The sequence below is a fragment of the Actinosynnema sp. NPDC050436 genome (genome assembly GCF_040655415.1).
GTDB lineage: Bacteria > Actinomycetota > Actinomycetes > Mycobacteriales > Pseudonocardiaceae > Actinosynnema.
On sequence record NZ_JBFAJV010000011.1, the window covers coordinates 48,500 to 64,569 of the forward strand.

Annotated in this window: 12 protein-coding genes; 5 read left to right on the forward strand and 7 right to left on the reverse strand. The window is 75.7% G+C overall.

What is annotated here, in order from left to right; translation table 11 throughout:
- Nucleotides 1-29: 29 nt before the first annotated feature.
- Nucleotides 30-1,100 (reverse strand): gamma-glutamylcyclotransferase family protein, encoded by a 1,071-nt coding sequence (locus AB0I60_RS25115; RefSeq protein WP_360733475.1) that lies wholly within the window; start codon nt 1,098-1,100, stop codon nt 30-32.
- Nucleotides 1,101-1,478: 378 nt separating this feature from the next.
- On the opposite strand from AB0I60_RS25115, the gene AB0I60_RS25120 reads away from it, so the two are divergent.
- Entirely contained in the window at nt 1,479-1,739 is a 261-nt protein-coding gene (locus tag AB0I60_RS25120) for a hypothetical protein (RefSeq protein ID WP_360733477.1), read from the forward strand.
- 69 nt (nt 1,740-1,808) lie between these two features.
- Here AB0I60_RS25120 and AB0I60_RS25125 read toward each other — a convergent pair whose 3' ends face one another.
- Entirely contained in the window at nt 1,809-2,801 is a 993-nt protein-coding gene (locus tag AB0I60_RS25125) for a LysR family transcriptional regulator (RefSeq protein WP_360733479.1), read from the reverse strand.
- Nucleotides 2,802-3,143: 342 nt separating this feature from the next.
- Here AB0I60_RS25125 and AB0I60_RS25130 point away from each other — a divergent pair, with 342 nt between their 5' ends.
- Nucleotides 3,144-3,569, forward strand: coding sequence for a nitroreductase family deazaflavin-dependent oxidoreductase (locus AB0I60_RS25130; RefSeq protein WP_360733480.1), 426 nt, complete (start codon nt 3,144-3,146; stop codon nt 3,567-3,569).
- Nucleotides 3,570-3,718: 149 nt separating this feature from the next.
- Here AB0I60_RS25130 and AB0I60_RS25135 read toward each other — a convergent pair whose 3' ends face one another.
- Nucleotides 3,719-4,534: a PhzF family phenazine biosynthesis protein gene (locus AB0I60_RS25135; protein WP_360733482.1), complete on the reverse strand. Its 816-nt coding sequence runs from the start codon at nt 4,532-4,534 to the stop codon at nt 3,719-3,721.
- 75 nt (nt 4,535-4,609) lie between these two features.
- Between AB0I60_RS25135 and AB0I60_RS25140 the strand changes: the two genes are divergently transcribed.
- Nucleotides 4,610-5,425, forward strand: a complete 816-nt coding sequence (locus AB0I60_RS25140) for a LysR family transcriptional regulator (RefSeq protein ID WP_360733484.1) — start codon at nt 4,610-4,612, stop codon at nt 5,423-5,425.
- A 34-nt stretch (nt 5,426-5,459) separates the two neighbouring features.
- On the opposite strand, the gene helR is transcribed toward AB0I60_RS25140, so the two are convergent.
- The 4 genes from helR to AB0I60_RS25160 all read right to left on the reverse strand — a co-directional run bounded on the left by helR (nt 5,460) and on the right by AB0I60_RS25160 (nt 12,048).
- Entirely contained in the window at nt 5,460-7,652 is a 2,193-nt protein-coding gene (gene helR / locus AB0I60_RS25145; RefSeq protein ID WP_360733486.1) for an RNA polymerase recycling motor ATPase HelR, read from the reverse strand.
- Between the two features lie 210 nt (nt 7,653-7,862).
- Nucleotides 7,863-9,233 (reverse strand): hypothetical protein, encoded by a 1,371-nt coding sequence (locus AB0I60_RS25150; RefSeq protein ID WP_360733488.1) that lies wholly within the window; start codon nt 9,231-9,233, stop codon nt 7,863-7,865.
- A complete protein-coding gene (locus tag AB0I60_RS25155; protein ID WP_360733489.1) occupies nt 9,230-11,017 on the reverse strand; it encodes a dynamin family protein in 1,788 nt (595 codons plus the stop codon). The genes AB0I60_RS25150 and AB0I60_RS25155 overlap by 4 nt, the downstream gene beginning before the upstream one ends.
- A 101-nt stretch (nt 11,018-11,118) precedes the next feature.
- Complete coding sequence (locus AB0I60_RS25160) at nt 11,119-12,048, reverse strand: IniB N-terminal domain-containing protein (RefSeq protein WP_360733491.1); 930 nt, start codon at nt 12,046-12,048, stop codon at nt 11,119-11,121.
- 251 nt (nt 12,049-12,299) lie between these two features.
- On the opposite strand from AB0I60_RS25160, the gene AB0I60_RS25165 reads away from it, so the two are divergent.
- Both AB0I60_RS25165 and AB0I60_RS25170 read left to right on the forward strand, forming a co-directional pair.
- Nucleotides 12,300-13,550 carry an Hsp70 family protein gene (locus AB0I60_RS25165; RefSeq protein WP_360733493.1) on the forward strand — a complete coding sequence of 417 codons (1,251 nt, stop codon included), beginning with the start codon at nt 12,300-12,302 and terminating at the stop codon, nt 13,548-13,550.
- Nucleotides 13,547-15,991 (forward strand): helix-turn-helix transcriptional regulator, encoded by a 2,445-nt coding sequence (locus tag AB0I60_RS25170; protein ID WP_360733494.1) that lies wholly within the window; start codon nt 13,547-13,549, stop codon nt 15,989-15,991. The genes AB0I60_RS25165 and AB0I60_RS25170 overlap by 4 nt, the downstream gene beginning before the upstream one ends.
- Nucleotides 15,992-16,070: the final 79 nt, after the last annotated feature.

Sequence of the window (16,070 nt, forward strand, 5' to 3'; positions counted from 1 at the left end):
TTCGGCAGGAATTCACCGTATCGGGCGCATCACAGTCGGTTTTCGACGGTGTCGACCCATCCGCCCGGAAGGGGGCTCAGCCCGTCCACCGCCGCCGCCCACAGGTAGGTCCAGCACACCCCGCCGTCCGGCGTGGTCACCCGGGTCCGCCGGTACTCCGGGCCCTCGTACTCGTCCAGCACGGGCAGGGCGTCCTCGGGCGACTCCAGGCGCAGCACGTGGCCGGGCACGCCGGGGCCGTCGCCGGGGCGCAGCGCCGGGTAGCCCCGGCCGGTGTCGAACAGGGTGCCGGGCAGCCGCGCGGGCTCAGGGTCGCCGACCACGTGCGGTCGGACGAGATGCCAGGCCCGCATACCGGGCTGGAGGGTGCCGTAGACGAACACGCGGTCCGGCCAGTCGTCCGGCGACGGGTCGCCGTGCACGGGGGTGACGTCCAGGCCGTCGCTGTCGGCGGCCCGGCCGCCCAGGGTGCGCGCGCCGCGCTGGTCGACGTCCGCGCAGCGCACCGGCCGCCCGGCGGACAGCAGCGGCATCCGGCGCGAACCCGCCCCGGTGTAGGCGAGCACGGAGTCCACCACCGCGCCGTCGAAGAGGGTGACCCGGCCGGTGTGCACCCGGACCAGGCGGTAGCGCAGGCCCCGGCCCTCGCAGCGGTCCAGGACGCGGAGCTGGTCGGCGGTGGCGAACCACACGGCGTGCTCCTCCTCGACGCCGGGCGCGGCGGCCAGCGTCGCCGGGCGCTGCCCGTCGGTCTTGCGCAGCCCGGCGGCCCACACGGCGGACAGGCCCTCGCAGCGGGCCCGCAGCACGACGACGGGGCCGGTGAGGCCGAGTTCGTCGCGCAGCCAGGTGACCTTGGCCGGGTTGGCGTTGGAGCCGTAGGCGAGCACCGGCATCCGGTGCGCCAGGGGCGGCTCACCGTGCCCGGCGAGCCAGTCGTCCAGGTCGTGGCCGCCGGGCGCGACCCGCCACCCGGAGTCGGCGGCCGGGTCCGGTGCGACCGGCCAGCCCGCCCCGTCGAGGTGCACGAAGCAGTGTCCCGGCCGAGCGCCCGGGTAGGGCTCGGCCGGGTGGGTATCGTCCGTGAAGGGCTGCGTCATGGGTCCATTCTGGCAAGGCTCACCCGGAATTCACGCCCCGTTGTGATTCTTCGACGGGCCAGAGGTCCGATCTCTGTCCGAATCGTCTTGGGTCTCGTGGTGTACCGATCTGGGTTGGACCGATCCAGATCGGAGGGGTCGACGTGACCTGTCACACGTTTTCGGCACGTCGCGCGTCATACGCCTCGTGGGCCGCGATCAGGGCGGGCAGGTTCTCCTCGACCCACGCGAACAGTCCTCGGATCTGTTCCGCGATCTGGGTACCCGTCGGTGTCAGCGAGTAGTCGACGCGCCGCAGTTGGCTGACCGCTGCGTGCCGTGCAGCAGTGCTGCTCGTGTCGGCGGACGGCCCCGACGCGGTGCGCCTCGGGCAACGGCATGTGCCACGAGAACTACACGCGCGCCCTCGGCCACGGCCCGGTCGTCACCGCCGCCGGCGACGGCCGCATCGCCGGCACCGTCCGCGACGACCTGGCGCAGGCCGCCGTGATCGCGCTGACCGCACCTGGCCACGAGAACGCGGTCCACGAGCTGACCGGCCCTCGGGCGTGGGGCTTCGACGAGTTCGTCGCCCTGGCGGCGATCCTCGGCCGGCCCGCCACGCCCGTCGAGGACGCCGTGCGGTCGGCGCTGCGCTGAGGCCCCGCGAACGCGGGAACCCCGCCCTCGGGAGGGCGGGGTTCCGGTGCGGATGGGTCGTGTTGCCGGTCAGCGGTCGCCCGCCTGGAGCAGCGCCGCGTCGATCTCCGGGTGGGACTGGGGGTTCTCCGCCCACCACTTGGCGTAGCGGGGGTTGCGGGGCAGCACGGCGTGGTAGGCGCGGGCCGCGCAGGCGAACACGTCGTGCGCCCGCCCGGCGGCCGGCCCCTCGCGGCGGGTGGCCAGCATCAGGTCCACCACGAGCGGAGCCCCGCGCAGCGGCTTGATCACGATCCCGTCGCCGCTGCGCGACTGCGGCAGCGCGAACGACACCGCGCCCTTGGCGACCAGGCTGCGGGCACTGGACGCCTCGTTGACGTGGTGCGTCAGCCGGGGCGTGAAGCCCGCCTCGGCGCACACGCTGAAGATCTGCAGTCGGTTGCCGACCAGCTCGTCCGGCGGCGAGACCCAGTCCCGGTCGGCGAGCTGGGCCAGGTCGACCTCGTCCTGCTCGCCCAGCGGGTCCCAGTCGGGCAGGGCGACGAATTGCGGTTCGGCGATCAGCCTGCGGATCTCCAGGCCGCGCAGCTCGCGGCGCTCCATGCCCTCGAACCGGTCGACCAGGCCCAGGTGCACCTGGCCGCTGACCAGCAGTTCCAGCAGGTCCGAGCCGCCGGGAGCGATCTCGGTGCGGACCTCCGAACAGGGGATGCTGCGCCGCAGCTCCTCCACGAAGTGGCCGAAGAACAGGGTGGGCACGCCACCCACGATGAGTGGTCCGGGTGTTCCGTCGCGGGTCTTCTCCTTCGCCAGGCTGACCAGTTGTTCCACTTCGTCGAGCACCAGGCGGGCCGTGCCGACGACCTGTTTTCCCAGGTCGGTGGCGACGCTGCCGCCCGGTGTGCGGTCGAAGAGCTGTCCGCCCACGATGCGTTCGACCGTCCGGAGCTGGGCGCTCATGGCGGGCTGCGTCAGGCCCAGCCTGATCGCGGCCTTGGTGAGACTTCCCTCTTCGGCGATGGCGCACACCGCGCGGAGGTGGCGGAGTTCGAGCTCGGGCATAACGCTCTTCTATCCCCCTTTTGAATGAGCCGCCACCCCTCACGGCCGCCATAGTTGGCGAAGTCCCCGTGGAGTGGAGAGGAAGCCATGCGCGCCAGCCAGATCTACTGAGTGTGGGAACCCCACAGCTGTGGCCGTCCCGTCCCTTGCCACGCCCCCTGCCGGGGACGTGGTCGTGCGACCCGAACACCGTTTACGCGGGCGGAGGTTCGGGGGACGCCGGGGAGCCGGTGACCGGCCGAGGGGGTGCGAGGCGGACGTCCCCACCCCGTTGCGGGCCGCCGGTCGTGACTGCGGAGTAGCGACCGGCGGCCCCGCCGCGTTCTGAGTAGCTTCGAGGCCATGGCAGTAGTGGACAGCCCCGTCGACTGGGTGAACCAGCACATCCGCAACTACGTCGAATCCGATGGCTCGAACGGCCACGAGTGGCGGTCGGGCGTTTACACCCTCCTGCTCACCACGATCGGCCGGAAGTCCGGGCAGCCCCGGCGCACGGCCCTGATCTACCAGCCGCACGGCGACGCGTACGTGGTCGTGGCGTCCAACGGCGGCGCGACGGACCACCCGGCCTGGTACAAGAACCTGGTGGCGAACCCGGCGGTCGAGGTGCGGGTGGGCGCGGACGAGTTCGCCGCCACCGCGCGCACGGCCACCGGCGACGAGCGCGCCGGGCTGTGGGCGCTGATGAACGAGGTGTGGCCCGACTACGCGGGCTACCAGGAGAAGACCTCGCGGGAGATCCCCGTCGTGGTGCTCGACCGGACCTGACCCGGCACCGGCCGCGCCGGGAAGCCCGGCGCGGCCGGCGCGCAAGTCGGTCGAGCGGTGTCGAGTGAGTCGGGTCGGCCGGGCGGTGTGGACGCGTCGGGTCGGTCCCGTGGTGTCGTTGCGCAGGGTCGCGGTCCGGCGGTGTGCGGTCAGAGCCGCACGGCCGCGCCGGTCACCCGCACGCGGTCCCCGTCGTGCCGCACGTCCACCTGCAGGACGCTGGGCCGCCCCATGTCGTCGCCCTGGTGGATGGTGAGCCGGCGGTCTCCGGTCACGTGGCCGGTGGTCCGCAGGTAGCCGCCGAACGCCAGGGCCGCCGCGCCGGTCGCCGCGTCCTCCACGACACCGCCCACCGGGAACGGGTCGCGGGCGTCGAACACGTCCTGCTCGCGCTGGAACACCAGGTGCGCGGTCAGCGCGTCGTGGGCGGTCAGCAGGTCGCGCAGGCCGGCGAAGTCGTAGTCGAGGTCCGCGAGCCGCTGCCGGGTCCGCGCCGCGAGCACCAGGTGCCGGGCCCCGCCGGACGCCCAGTGCGCCGGGTAGCGCGGGTCCAGCTCGTCGTGCCGCCAGCCCAGCGCGGCCAGGGCCCGGTCCAGGTCGTCGGCGCTTACCGGGGTGGAGGAGGTCGGCACGCTGGTCAGCGTGGCGGTCCTGCCGTCGGTGTCGACCGCCACGGGACCGGCGGGGGTGTGGAACGTCAGCGTCCCGACGCGGTCGAGGGCCACGGCGGTGGCCACGGTGGCGTGCCCGCAGAACGGGACCTCGACCTCGGGGCTGAAGTACCGCACCCGGTACGAGTCCGGGTCCTCGTGCGGCAGCACGAACGCCGTCTCGGAGTAGCCGACCTCCGCCGCGATCGCCAGCATCTCCCCGTCGTCGAGGCCGGTCGCGTCCAGGACGACGCCCGCCGGGTTGCCGCCGGCCGGGTCGGTGGTGAAGGCGGAGTAGCGCAGCACGTCTGTCATGGGTCCAGCCTGCGCCACGCACGGCATCGGATCCAACGATTCTCTGCGATGGCTCTGATCGGTATTGTCGATGGCATGGACACCCGCCTCCTGCGCACGCTCCTCGTCCTCGCGCGCACGGGCAGCTTCACCTCCACCGCCGCCCACCTGCACCTGGTGCAGTCGACGGTGACCAGCCAGGTCAAAGCCCTCGAACGGCACCTGGGCGTGCGGCTGTTCGACCGGCTGCCCTCCGGCGCCCGGCTCACCGAGGCCGGGCGGCAGGCCGTCGAGCACGCCCGCGAGGTGCTGGCCGCCGAGCAGCGCCTGCGCGACGCCGTGCGCGGCAGCACCGAGGTCGAGGGCGACGTCCGGATCGGGGCGCCGGAGTCGGTGTGCGCCTACCGGCTGCCGCAGCGGATCGCCGACGTGGCGCTGCGCTGGCCGGGCATCACGGTGCACCTCATCCCGGTGGGCACCCGGGAGGCGATCGCGGGCGTGCGCGGCGGCGGCCTGGACCTGGGGCTGGTGCTGGAGGACGCGGTGGTGGCACCGGGCCTGCGGGTCAACGCGATCGCGGTCGAGCCGATCGAACTGGTCGCCGCGCCCGGCGTGCCGCCGGCCGAGCGCTACTTCCTGCTGGAGGAGGGGTGCTCCTACACCGACCGGTTCGTCCGCGAGCTGTCCGCGACGCCCACCATCACCCGCTTCGGCAGCATCGAGGCGGTCCGGTCGTGCGTCGTGGCCGGCCTGGGCTGGACGGTGCTGCCCCGGGTCGCGGTCGCCGAGCAGCTCGACGCCGGCACCCTGCACCGGGTGCGCGAGCTGCCCGACAGCACGCTGTTCCTGGTCACCGACCCGCGCCGGACCCCGTCGACGGCGGTCCGGGCGGTCGCCGACGCCGTCACCTGACCGCCCGCCGCTCCCGGCGGCGGGCGGCCCGGCGTCACGACGAGCCGGTGCGGGCGGGTGCCCCGAGCGCGTCCAGGCCGGTCAGCGCGGCCGGCAGCGGGGTGCGGTGCAGGACGCCCAGGCGCTGCGTGGCGCGGGTGAGGGCGACGTACAGCTCCGCCGCACCGCGCGGGCCGTCCGCCACGATCCGGTCCGGGTCGACGACCAGGACCGCGTCGAACTCCAGGCCCTTGGTCTCCGCCGCCGGCACCGCGCCGGGCACGTCCGGCGGGCCGATCACGACGCTGGTCCCCTCGCGGCCCGCCTCCTCGCGCACGAACTCCGCGACCGAGGCGGCCAGCTCCCCGTCGGCGACCTGCCGCGACCACGGCCGGACGCCGCACGCGCGGACCGACTCCGGCGGCCGGACCGCCGGCGCGAAGTCGGCGAGCACCGAGGCCGCCACCGCCATGATCTCGGCCGGGGTGCGGTAGTTCACCGTCAGCGACCGGTACGCCCAGCGGTCCGGCACGTACCGGTCCAGCACCGCGCCCCACGACCTCGCCCCGGCCGCAGACCGGCGCTGGGCGAGGTCGCCGACCACCGTGAACGAGCGCCCCGGGCAGCGCCGCATGAGCACCCGCCAGTCCATCTCGGACAGCTCCTGCGCCTCGTCCACGACGACGTGCCGGTAGGTCCAGTCCCGGTCGGCGGCGGCGCGCTCGACCAGCGTCCGGGTGTCGCGCTCCACGAAGCGGTCGGCCAGCTCGCCGGCCTCGATCAGGTCGGTGGCGAACAGGTGGTCCTCGTCGTCCATCGAGTCCTGCCGGCCGACCAGGCCGTCGAGCACCTGGGCGGCGTACGCGGCCTGGGCCCGCTGCTCCCGCCCGGCGGCGGCGTCGGCTGCTTTGTCGCGGCCCAGCAGGTCGACCAGCTCGTCCAGCAGCGGCACGTCCGACACGGTCCAGGCACCGCCGTCGGCCCGCCACAGCGCCTCGTCGGCACCGGCCGCGCGCAGCCGCTCGCGCGACGAGTACAGCGGTGCCAGCACGGTCTCCGGGGTCAGCACCGGCCACAGCTCGTCCAGCAGGGCGGTGAACGCGTCGTCCACCGCCAACTCCCGGAGCAGGTCGGCCCGCACCTTCTCCCACGCCTCGCGGTTGTCGCGGGTCAGCCAGCCCTTGCCGATCCGGCCGATCGCCCGCTCCGTCAGCGCCCAGGTGAGGATCTCGGCGAACACCGCGCGCGCCTCGTTGTGCGGCTGCCCGCTCGCGCGCGCTTCCTCCCGCGCCCACTGCGCGAGCCCGTCGTCCACCCGGAGCGCGACGCCGCCCAGCACGACCGGCACCGGCCGACCGGGCAGGCGCTGCCGGTCGGCGACCGCCGCCGCCAGCACGTCGAGCACCGCCAGGGACCCCTTGAGCCGCGCCACCTCCGGCTCGTCCTCGGCGGTGACCCGCAGGCCCGGCACGAAGCCGCCGGTGGTGGTGAACACCACGTCGGACTCGCCCAGCGACGGCAGGACGCGGCCGATGTGGTCCAGGAACGCCGGGTTGGGCCCGACCACGAGCACGCCGTGGCGCTCCATCCGCTCCCGCTGGGTGTAGAGCAGGTAGGCGACCCGGTGCAGCGCGACCACGGTCTTGCCGGTGCCGGGCCCGCCCTCGATCACCAGCACGCCGGGGTGGTCGAGCCGGATGATCGCGTCCTGCTCGGCCTGGATGGTGGCCACGATGTCGCGCATCCCCTCGCCGCGCGGCGCGTTGACCGCCGCGAGCAGCGCGGCGTCACCCCGCTGCGCGCCGTCCGGCCGGCCCAGCACCTCGTCGGTGAAGTCGACCACCCGGCGGCCCCGGGTGTGGAACTGGCGGCGGCGGCGCATGTCCTCCGGGTTCGCGCCGGTCGCCACGTAGAACGGGCGCGAGGCGGGCGCCCGCCAGTCCAGCAGCACCGGCTCGTAGTCGTGCGCCTCGTCGAACAGGCCCAGCCGGCCGATGTAGGAGACGTGGCCGTCGAGGCCGTCCAGCCGGCCGAAGCACAGCCCGCTGTCCCCGACGCCCAGCCGCTTGACCTCCTTGGCCAGGGCGCGCACCTCGGAGTCGCGCTCCACGAGCGTCCCCCGGTCGCCCAGCAGCGACGCCTCGTACTCGCGCTCGACCCGCGCGCGCTCGGCGTCGAGCCGCCGGTAGAGCCCGGCGATGTGGTCGCGCTCCGACCGCAGTTCCTCTTCGTACCCCTGATCCGACACATGCCCCTCACAGCGCTTGACGTGGCGTCCCGGGCGACGGTGCACCGCCGCGACCTGCTGCGGTTCGACCACGGCGGGCGATTCTGCGGCATCACCGGGGTCTTGCCGCAAGCCCCCCGTTGCGCTATACGTTTGAGTGGGAGAAAGCGCCCTCGTCACGCGGGTCGGCTCCCACGTCGTCGTCCGGGCGTCCCGGTCCTCCGCAGCCCGTCAGCCCAGTGCCGTCAGCACGGCCTCGCAACTGCGCACGACGACCGCCGCCGCTCGGCGCTGTGCCTGGTCGTGGGCGGGGTCGGCGGCACGGTCGCGCCACCGGCCCACGGTGTCCAGCACGACGTGCCGCATCTCGGCGTCGGTCGGCCGGTGGTCCAGGCCCAGGCGGGCGAGCACGCTCGTGCCCAGCCCGCCGACCAGCCGGGTCGCCTCGTCGTCCAGCCCGCCGGGCAGCGCGGTCCGCCCGCTCTGGATCGCGGCGAGCAGCCGCAGCTCGCGGAAGTCGTGCGCCGAGGCCAGGACGCGGTCCACGCCCGCCGCGAGGGCCGCCGCGCCCGGCCGGGGCTCGTTGCGCAGCACCACGTCCAGCCCGAGCAGCGCGGAGCGCGCCTTGAGCACCTCCTGGCGCTCGGTGAAGCACGCGCCGATCGACTCGCGCAGCTCGCCCAGCCCGCTGCGCTGCACGAGCTGGCCGGTCAGCCTGACCTGCGTGTCGAAGCCCTGCCGGATCAGGGTCGTGGTCAGCCGCACGCCGAAGATGCCGAACCGGTCCACCAGCGCGCGGCGCACCGCCGGGTCCAGCCGCACCGGGAAGTCCTCGCCGACGAACCGGTCCGCCGAGAGCAGGTGGTCCTCCAGCTCGGTGCGGGCCAGCGACGCCAGCGCGCTCAGCGCCGCGAACTCGTCCGCGCGCAGCGTGCGGGCCGCGACGGCGAGCAGCCCGGCGACCGCGATCACGTTCTGGCACAGCGGTCCCACCCGCGCCTCGCGGCGGTAGCGGCGGGCGATCTGCTTGGCCGAGGTCAGCGCGTCGATCCGCCCGCCGCCGATCTCGTCGGCGCGCGCGAGCACCAGCACGGTGGTGATCGGCGCGGCCCGCGCCACCGGGTGGTCGTGCGCGGCCCGCAGCCGGCCCAGGTCGGAGCTGTGCACGTGCCGGGTCAGGTACAGCACCGCGTCCGCCTCGCCGTGCACCCGCTCGACCGGTGCGCCCGGGGGCGTGTCGATCAGCGTCAGGTCCCGCAGCGACCGGGACGGCCACTCCACGTCGACCCGGTCGGCGTCGCCCGCGTCCACGAACGCCCGGCCGTCGCGGCGGGTGACGGGCACCTCGTGCGGCCCGACGGTGGCGCGCGGGCGCCCGCCGTCCCGGTACCAGGTGAACGCCCCGGTCGGCGCGAACTCCTCGCCGACCAGCGCGTTGACCACGGTCGACTTGCCGGCGCGCGGCGCACCGGCCACGGCGACCCGGACGGGCTCGGCGAACCGCGCCCGGTGGCCGTGCAGCCACGCCGTGGCCCGCGGGCTGTCCCGGTAGACCGCCAGCGCCCCCTCCAGCAGCGCCCACACCTCGTCGGCGAGCGTCACGCGGTGATCCCCAGCGGCGGTGCGCCGCCCGCGAGCGCCTGGACCCGCTGGTAGAGCCGGCCCAGCCGGTCGAGCTCGTGCTTGGCCTCGCGGGCGCGGCGCTCGCGCTCGGCGGCGTCGTCCTGCACGGCCCGGCGCGCGCTGCGGGCCGATTCGAGCAGGGTCTCCTGGAGGTCGTCGGCGAGGGTGCTGAAGTGGCTGCGCAGGCTGCGCTGGACGGCGCGGGCGGCGTCCCGGGCGTCCTTGCTGAACTTGAGGAAGAAGTCGTCCACGTGCCGCTGCGCGGCGACCCGGGCGGCAGCCTGGCGGCGCTTGAGGCGCTGTTCGCTCTCGTCCAGGACGGACTTGCCGCCGAACAGCGCGCCCGCGCCCAGCGAGACCGCGTTGATCAGCGGCATCCCGGCCAGGCTGGTCACCAGGCCGAACATCAGCACGCCGCCGTAGGAGCCGCGCAGGCCGGTGAACAGCTTCTGGCTCGCGCTGAACCGCTCGATCACCGGTTTGTCCATCTTGGACACCCGGTCCAGCACGTCGGCCGGGAACACCGACTCGGGCAGCAAATCGTCGCGGTGCACGGGGAAGCTGCGGGCGACCTTCGCGGCGACCCACTCCGAGCGGTCCAGCAGCCAGGCGAAGTTGGTCGCGGCGGCCTCGGTGAGGTTGTCCTCCAGCCACTGCTCGAAGGCGTCCCAGCCGCGCGCCGGGTCGGCCGTCTCGAACGTCCGGTCCACCTCGCGCAGGATGCGCCGGGTCCGGTCGCGCAGGTCGTACTCCAGGTCCGAGACGAGGTCGGCCATCTCGTCGGACAGCACGGTCTGCCAGCGCGCGGACCGCCGGCGCAGCTCGTCGATCCGCCGCTGCGCCTCGTTCAGCTTGGCGATGGTGGTCTGCGGGCCCTGGTCGGCGAGCTCCTCGCGGACGGGGGCGACGAGCTGCCTGATGGCGGAGGCGGCGGTCACCGCGACCGTGCGGCGGGCCAGCACGTCGGCGGCGGCCACGATGTCCTGCTGCACGCAGGCCAGCAGCTCGGGGAAGCCGGACTCGGCGTTGAGCGCCTGGTCGCCGGTCCTCGCCGCGCGCAGCCGCAGCGCGGCCGACACCGGGATCAGCTTGGCGGCCACGCCCGCGCGGGCGAGGTGGGCGCGGTTGCGCTCGGCCACCCGCCGCCACCGGGCCGCGATGTCGATCTTGGTGAGCACCACGGTGACGTTCGGGCAGGACGCCATGACCTGCTTGAGCAGCTCGACCTCGGAGGCGGTCAGCTCGGCGGTGGCGTCGGAGACCATCAGCACGGCGTCCGCCTGGAGCAGCGCGGCGAACGTGCCGGCGGTGTGCGCGGGCCGCAGGTCGCCGACGCCGGGCGTGTCGACCAGCACCAGGCCGGAGGTGAGCAGGTCGCGCGGGATGCCGACCTCGGCCCGGAGGAGTTCGCCGGTGCGCCCCGCCCGGACCTGGTCGGCGAGCTGGTCCAGCGGCACCGGGATGCGCTCGGTGGGCGTGTTCGCGGGGGTGCGGACCAGGGTGGCGCTGGGCGTCTCGGCGTGCTGGACGAACGTCGGCACGGTGGTGGTCACGTCGTCGCCGACCGCGCAGACCGGCGCGTTCACCAGCGCGTTGACCAGTTGGCTCTTGCCCTGCCGGGGCTCGCCGAGCACGAGCACCCGCAGCTTGGGGTCGAGCTGCCGGACCCGCGTCTCGCGCAGCCGCGCGGCCAGGTCCGGCCGGTTGTGGGCGGCGCAGGACCGGATCGTGTCGTCGAGCACGTCGAGCCACGGTGCGGACATCACCCGGAAGAGTCTGCTGTATTCACTCCGTGAGGGGAAAGAGGGCCGGCCCCATCTGCGCGGCGGCACCGGCCTTCCCCCTCGTCCCGGCGAACCGGTGATCAGAACAGCGCGTCGCCGATGCCGCCGCCGCCGAGCAGCGGCACGTCGTCCAGGCCCGCGCCCAGCAGCGGCACGTCGATCCCGCCGACGTGGCCGGTGACGCCGTCCAGGCCGGTGCCGTGGGTGAGCGAGCCGGCGGTGCCCTCGACGGTGTCGACGGTGCCCTCCGGGGCGAGGTCGTGCCCGGGGAGCGCGCCCAGGCCGTCCCCGTGCAGGGACCCGGCCAGGTGGACGGGGTCCAAGCCGCCCGCCAGGTCGACCGGCAGGTCGTGGCCCAGGGTGCCGGCGAGGCCACCGGTCACGCCGTCGACCACGCCGTCGAGCGTGTCGACCGCGCCGAACACGGGGCTGGTCAGGCCGTCCGCGCCCGGCAGCGCGCCGGTGACCCCGCCCGCGTGCGCGACGTCGACCGGGTCCGTCGCGGTGCCGACCAGGCCGGTGGCGGTGGACGCCGTGCCGTCCAGGGTGTGCGTCACGTCGCCCACCGCCGAGAAGTCACCCGCCACGGACGCGTCGACGGAGCCGACGACGTCGGTCGCGCCCCAGCTCGCGAGGCCGCCGAAGATGTCCAGGCCGTTGGCGTCGGCGCTCAGCGCGCCCGCCGCCGCCAGGTTCACGTCCGACGAGCCGGTCACGCCGGAGAGGGACAGCTGCTGGGCCACGGCCTGGAGCTGCCCGATGGCGTCGGGGGCGTCCGCGGCGGCCGGCGGCAGGTCGGCGAGCGACGCGCCGTCGAGAGCGGGCAGGCTCCCGGCGGGCACGTAGTCGAGGACCAGCGGCAGGACCTCCTGCACGTCCGAGGCGCTGATGTCGCCCAGGCCCGCGTCGGCCAGGGCACCTTCGGCGTCGGCCTGGAAGTCGGCCAGCCGGGCGGGGTTGCCCAGCAGGTCGAGGACGAACTCGTGCAGCGTGGTGGGGCTGGTGCCCATGATGGGTGTCTCCTGGTCGGGTCGGTCACGGGGGCAGGACCGGCAGGGGGAGGTCCAGCCATGCCGATGACGGTATTGATCGGGGGAGGCGCGGCCATCGGGGATCACTCCCCGTAGATCCCGCAACCACGATGGGGTGGTTCTCGTTCACTCCCTAGGGGGTTAGGGGATGCATTTGTGACTCCCCGGTAGCCCGTGTACGAACTGGGACCCGTCAGTCGACGACCGGCCGAGTCGAGGAGGCTTGCGCGTTGCCGTACGTCCTCGGGATCGACGTGGGCACCACCCGCACCGCCGCCGCCGTGTGCCGGCTCGGCGGGGCCGGCCGCGCCGAACCCGAGCTCGTCGGGCTCGGCGGACCCGGCGGCGGGGTCGCCACCTCGCTCCAGCTCACCCCGGACGGCGCGTTCGCGGTCGGCGAGCCGGGCGACCCGCGCTGCACGGCCACCGGCTTCGCCCGGCGGGTCGGCGACGACGTGCCCGTGGTGCTCGGCTCGGAGCGGTTCCCGGCCGAGGAGCTGACCGCCCTGCTGGTGCTGTGGGTGGCGGGCCGGGTCGCCGACCGCGAGGGCGAACCCGCCGCGCGGATCGTGCTCGCGCACCCGGCCGGCTGGGGACCGCACGCCAAGGACCTGCTGCGCGGGGCCCTGCACGCGGTCGGCCTGCCGGAGGTCACCCTGCTCGCCGAACCCCTGGCCGCCTCGGCGTCCTTCGGGCGCGGCCCGGTCGGCGTGTTCTCCCTGGGCGGCCACGCGTTCGGCGCCGCCCTCGTGCGACCGCCGTTCGAGCTGGTGGCGTGGGCCGACGGGGTCGAGCAGGCGGCCGGCGCGGACTTCGACGACCTGGTCTTCGAGCACGTCCGCAGCGCGCTCGGCCGGCCGTTCACCGGCCTCGACCCCGACGACCCGCGCACCCGGGGCCTGCACGCCCGGCTGCGCCGGGACTGCGAGGCCGCCAAGCGGGTGCTGTCCGGCGCGGTCGAGACGGCGATCCCGGTGCACCTGCCCTCCGGCGTGGTGGAGGTGCCGCTGACCCGCGCCCGGTTCGAGGAGCTGATCCGGCCCGACGTCGAGCAGGCCGTCTCGGTCTTCGAGCGGGTCGTCCGGGGCACGCCGCCCGAGGCGACCGCGCTGGTCGGCGGCAGCGCGCGGATCCCGCTGATCTCGTCGCTGCTGCCCGGCCGGGTGGTGTTCGAGGCCGCGCCCGAGACGACCGCCGTCAAGGGCGCGGCGCTGGCCGGGCGGCACCTGCTGCTCGGGCCCGACGAGCCCGAGCCGATCGAGACCTCCGTGCTGGTGCGCGACGACGACCCGCTGCTCCGGTTCCCCGTCGGCGGGTCCGCGCCCGCCCCCGACGAGGAGTTCGCCGCGCCGCCGCCGCGCCCCCCGATCGACATCACCCCGCTGGACCTGCCCGAGCGGCGCTCGGTCAAGCGCGTCGTGCGCGGGCTGGCGGCCACCGGGCGCTCCCGCGACCGCGACCCCGCCGAGGACCGCCGGTGAGCCCGCGCACCACCTCCGACCGGCCGCTGCTGTCCGACCCGGTCCGCCGGGTGCTGGCCGAGATCGCCGCCGACCCCGGCGCGGCGCTGCGGCTGGGCGTGCTCGCGCCCGGCGGCCACGGCAAGACCACCGTGCTGCGGGAGGTCGAGCGGGCCTACCGCGACGCCGGCGCCGGGGCGACCGTCGTCGACGACGCGCACCTGCTCGCCGACGCGGAGCTGGCGTCCCTGCGCGCGGCGGTCGAGCGGGGCGACACCCCGGTCGTCGTCGCCTACCGGCCGTGGCCCCGGTCGCGGGCGCTCGCGGAGCTGGCCGGGGCGCTCGGGCGGGTGCGCCCGCCGCTGATGCCGGCGGCGTTCACCCGCGAGCAGGTGCGGGCCGCGCTGCCGGCCGCCGGGCGGGCGGTGGCGGACTTCGTGCACCGGCAGACCGGCGGCGTGCCCCGGTTCGTGGCGCGGCTGTCCGGCCTGACCGCGCCGGAGCTGCCGGCCGAGGTGGTCGCGTCGTTCCGCGCCGACCTGGACTGGCTGGAACCCGACGTGCAGAAGTTCGTGCTCGCCGCCGAGGCCGGCGCGGCGCTCCGGCTCGACCTGCTGGGCGCGCTGCTGGACTGCGACTCCGACGCGGTCGGCGAGGTGATCGAGGCGGCCCGCGCCACCGGCCTGCTCGCCCCGGACGGGACCCTGCTGCCGGTCGCGCGGACCGCCGTGGCGGCGCTGAGCCGCGCCGACCGCCGGATCGCCGTGCGGCAGCGGCTGGCCGAGCTGCAACTGCGCTCCGGCGGCCCGGTCCTGGACCTGGTGCGCCCCCTGCTGGGCACCGGCGTGGGCGGGCCCGGGGTGGCCGAGGCGTTCCAGGCGGCGGCGCGGGAGGCGCTGCCGACCGACCCGGCGCTGTCCGCCCGGCTGCTGGCCGAGGCCGGCACGCCCGACGACGAGGTGGCGGTCCGCCGGGCCGCCGCGTCCGCCATGTCCGGCGACCTGGACGCCGCGCTGCGGCTGGCCGACCGGGTCATCTCGGCGGGCGACCCGGCGCACCGGGGCGCGGCGGCCGAGGTCGCCGCGATCGCGCTGGCGCACCGGGGCCAGCTCGCCCGCAGCACCGAGCTGCACCGCTGGTCGCCCAGCGCCACCTCCGCCGCGTTCGCGGTGGTCGGCCGGGTCGGCACCGGGCGGGTGCCGGCCGGGCCGCTGCCGGTCGCGCCGCCCACCATGCTCGACGGCGCCGCCTCGCTGATGGCGCACGGCGTCCTGGAGTCGGTCGGCGACGGGCCGACCACCGCGCTGTCCACCCTGGTCCGCGCGGCCGGCCTGCTCGAACCCGCCGGGCCCGCCGTGCTGCTGCCGGACACGCCCGCTGCGCTGGCCGCGCTGGTCGCCCTGCACTCCGGCGAGGTCGCGGTGGCCGAGGCGGTGCTCGAACGGGCGCTGGCCACGTCCTCGGGCGGCGCGCTGATGGCCGTGCGGCACCGGCTGCTGCTGGCGTGGACCGCGATGGTGCGCGGTGACCTGGCGCGGGTGAAGGAGACCCTGGTCGCGCTGCGCAGGACCGGCCGCCCGCTGGAACCCCGGGACTGGGTGTTCGCGGTGGCGCTGGAGATCGGCGCGGCCCGGCGCAACAGCGACCTGGCGACGGTGAAGCGGACCTGGGAGCCGGCCTGCGAAGCGGTGCTGCGGCACCCGGTGGACCTCTACACGTTCCTGCCGCTGGGCGAGTTCGCCGCCGCCGCCGCCCGGCTGCGCGACCAGCACCGGCTGGCACCGCACCTCGTCGCGGCCCGGGACCTGCTGCGGCGGCTGGGCGACCCGCCGCTGTGGGCCGTGCCGCTGCACTGGAGCCTGCTGCACGCGGCGATCACCGCCGAGGAGACGTCGGCCGCCGAGGAGCACGCGGCGGCGCTGGCGGCGTGTGCGCACCGCGACCGGTACAGCGCGCTGGTGTCCACGGCGGCGGAGAGCTGGCTCGACGTGCTGGCGGGCAAGGTCGACGCGGACCAGGTGGAGAGCGCCGCCCGGGGACTGCACGCCGCCGGCCAGTGGTGGGACGCCGCCCGGCTGGCGGGCCAGGCGGCGATAAGGACCTCCGACCGGCAGGCCATGGTCCGCCTGCTGGACTGCGCGCGGCTGCTGCAGGGCCGCCCGGCGGGCGCGGCCCGCAAGCCCGCCGACCCGGCGGCCGACCCCGCCGAACCCGGCACCACCGGGCAGCCCGCCGGCACCAGGGGCTTCGGGACGTCCGGCGCAGGGAAGGCCGGCGAGCTGAGCGACCGCGAGCGCGAGGTCGCCGGGCTGGTGGTCGGCGGCCTGACCTACAAGCAGGTCGGCGACCGGCTGTTCATCTCGGCCAAGACCGTCGAGCACCACGTGGCCCGCATCCGGCAGCGCCTGGGCTGCACCAGCCGCGCCGAACTGCTCGACCAGCTCCGCCAACTGCTCGGCTGACCCGGTCCCGCCGCGCCGCGCCTCGGGCCGGGGACGCGAGCCGGCGAGCGGGTCGGGGACGCCTCCTGCCGCGCCGCCT

Excerpts from the sequence above, each read along its gene's own strand:
- AB0I60_RS25115 (WP_360733475.1), bottom strand. The coding sequence starts at position 1,100 with ATGACGCAGCCCTTCACGGACGATACCCACCCGGCCGAGCCCTACCCG.
- AB0I60_RS25120 (WP_360733477.1), top strand. The coding sequence starts at position 1,479 with ATGTGCCACGAGAACTACACGCGCGCCCTCGGCCACGGCCCGGTCGTC.
- AB0I60_RS25125 (WP_360733479.1), bottom strand. The coding sequence starts at position 2,801 with ATGCCCGAGCTCGAACTCCGCCACCTCCGCGCGGTGTGCGCCATCGCC.
- AB0I60_RS25130 (WP_360733480.1), top strand. The coding sequence starts at position 3,144 with ATGGCAGTAGTGGACAGCCCCGTCGACTGGGTGAACCAGCACATCCGC.
- AB0I60_RS25135 (WP_360733482.1), bottom strand. The coding sequence starts at position 4,534 with ATGACAGACGTGCTGCGCTACTCCGCCTTCACCACCGACCCGGCCGGC.
- AB0I60_RS25140 (WP_360733484.1), top strand. The coding sequence starts at position 4,610 with ATGGACACCCGCCTCCTGCGCACGCTCCTCGTCCTCGCGCGCACGGGC.
- AB0I60_RS25155 (WP_360733489.1), bottom strand. The coding sequence starts at position 11,017 with ATGTCCGCACCGTGGCTCGACGTGCTCGACGACACGATCCGGTCCTGC.
- AB0I60_RS25160 (WP_360733491.1), bottom strand. The coding sequence starts at position 12,048 with ATGGGCACCAGCCCCACCACGCTGCACGAGTTCGTCCTCGACCTGCTG.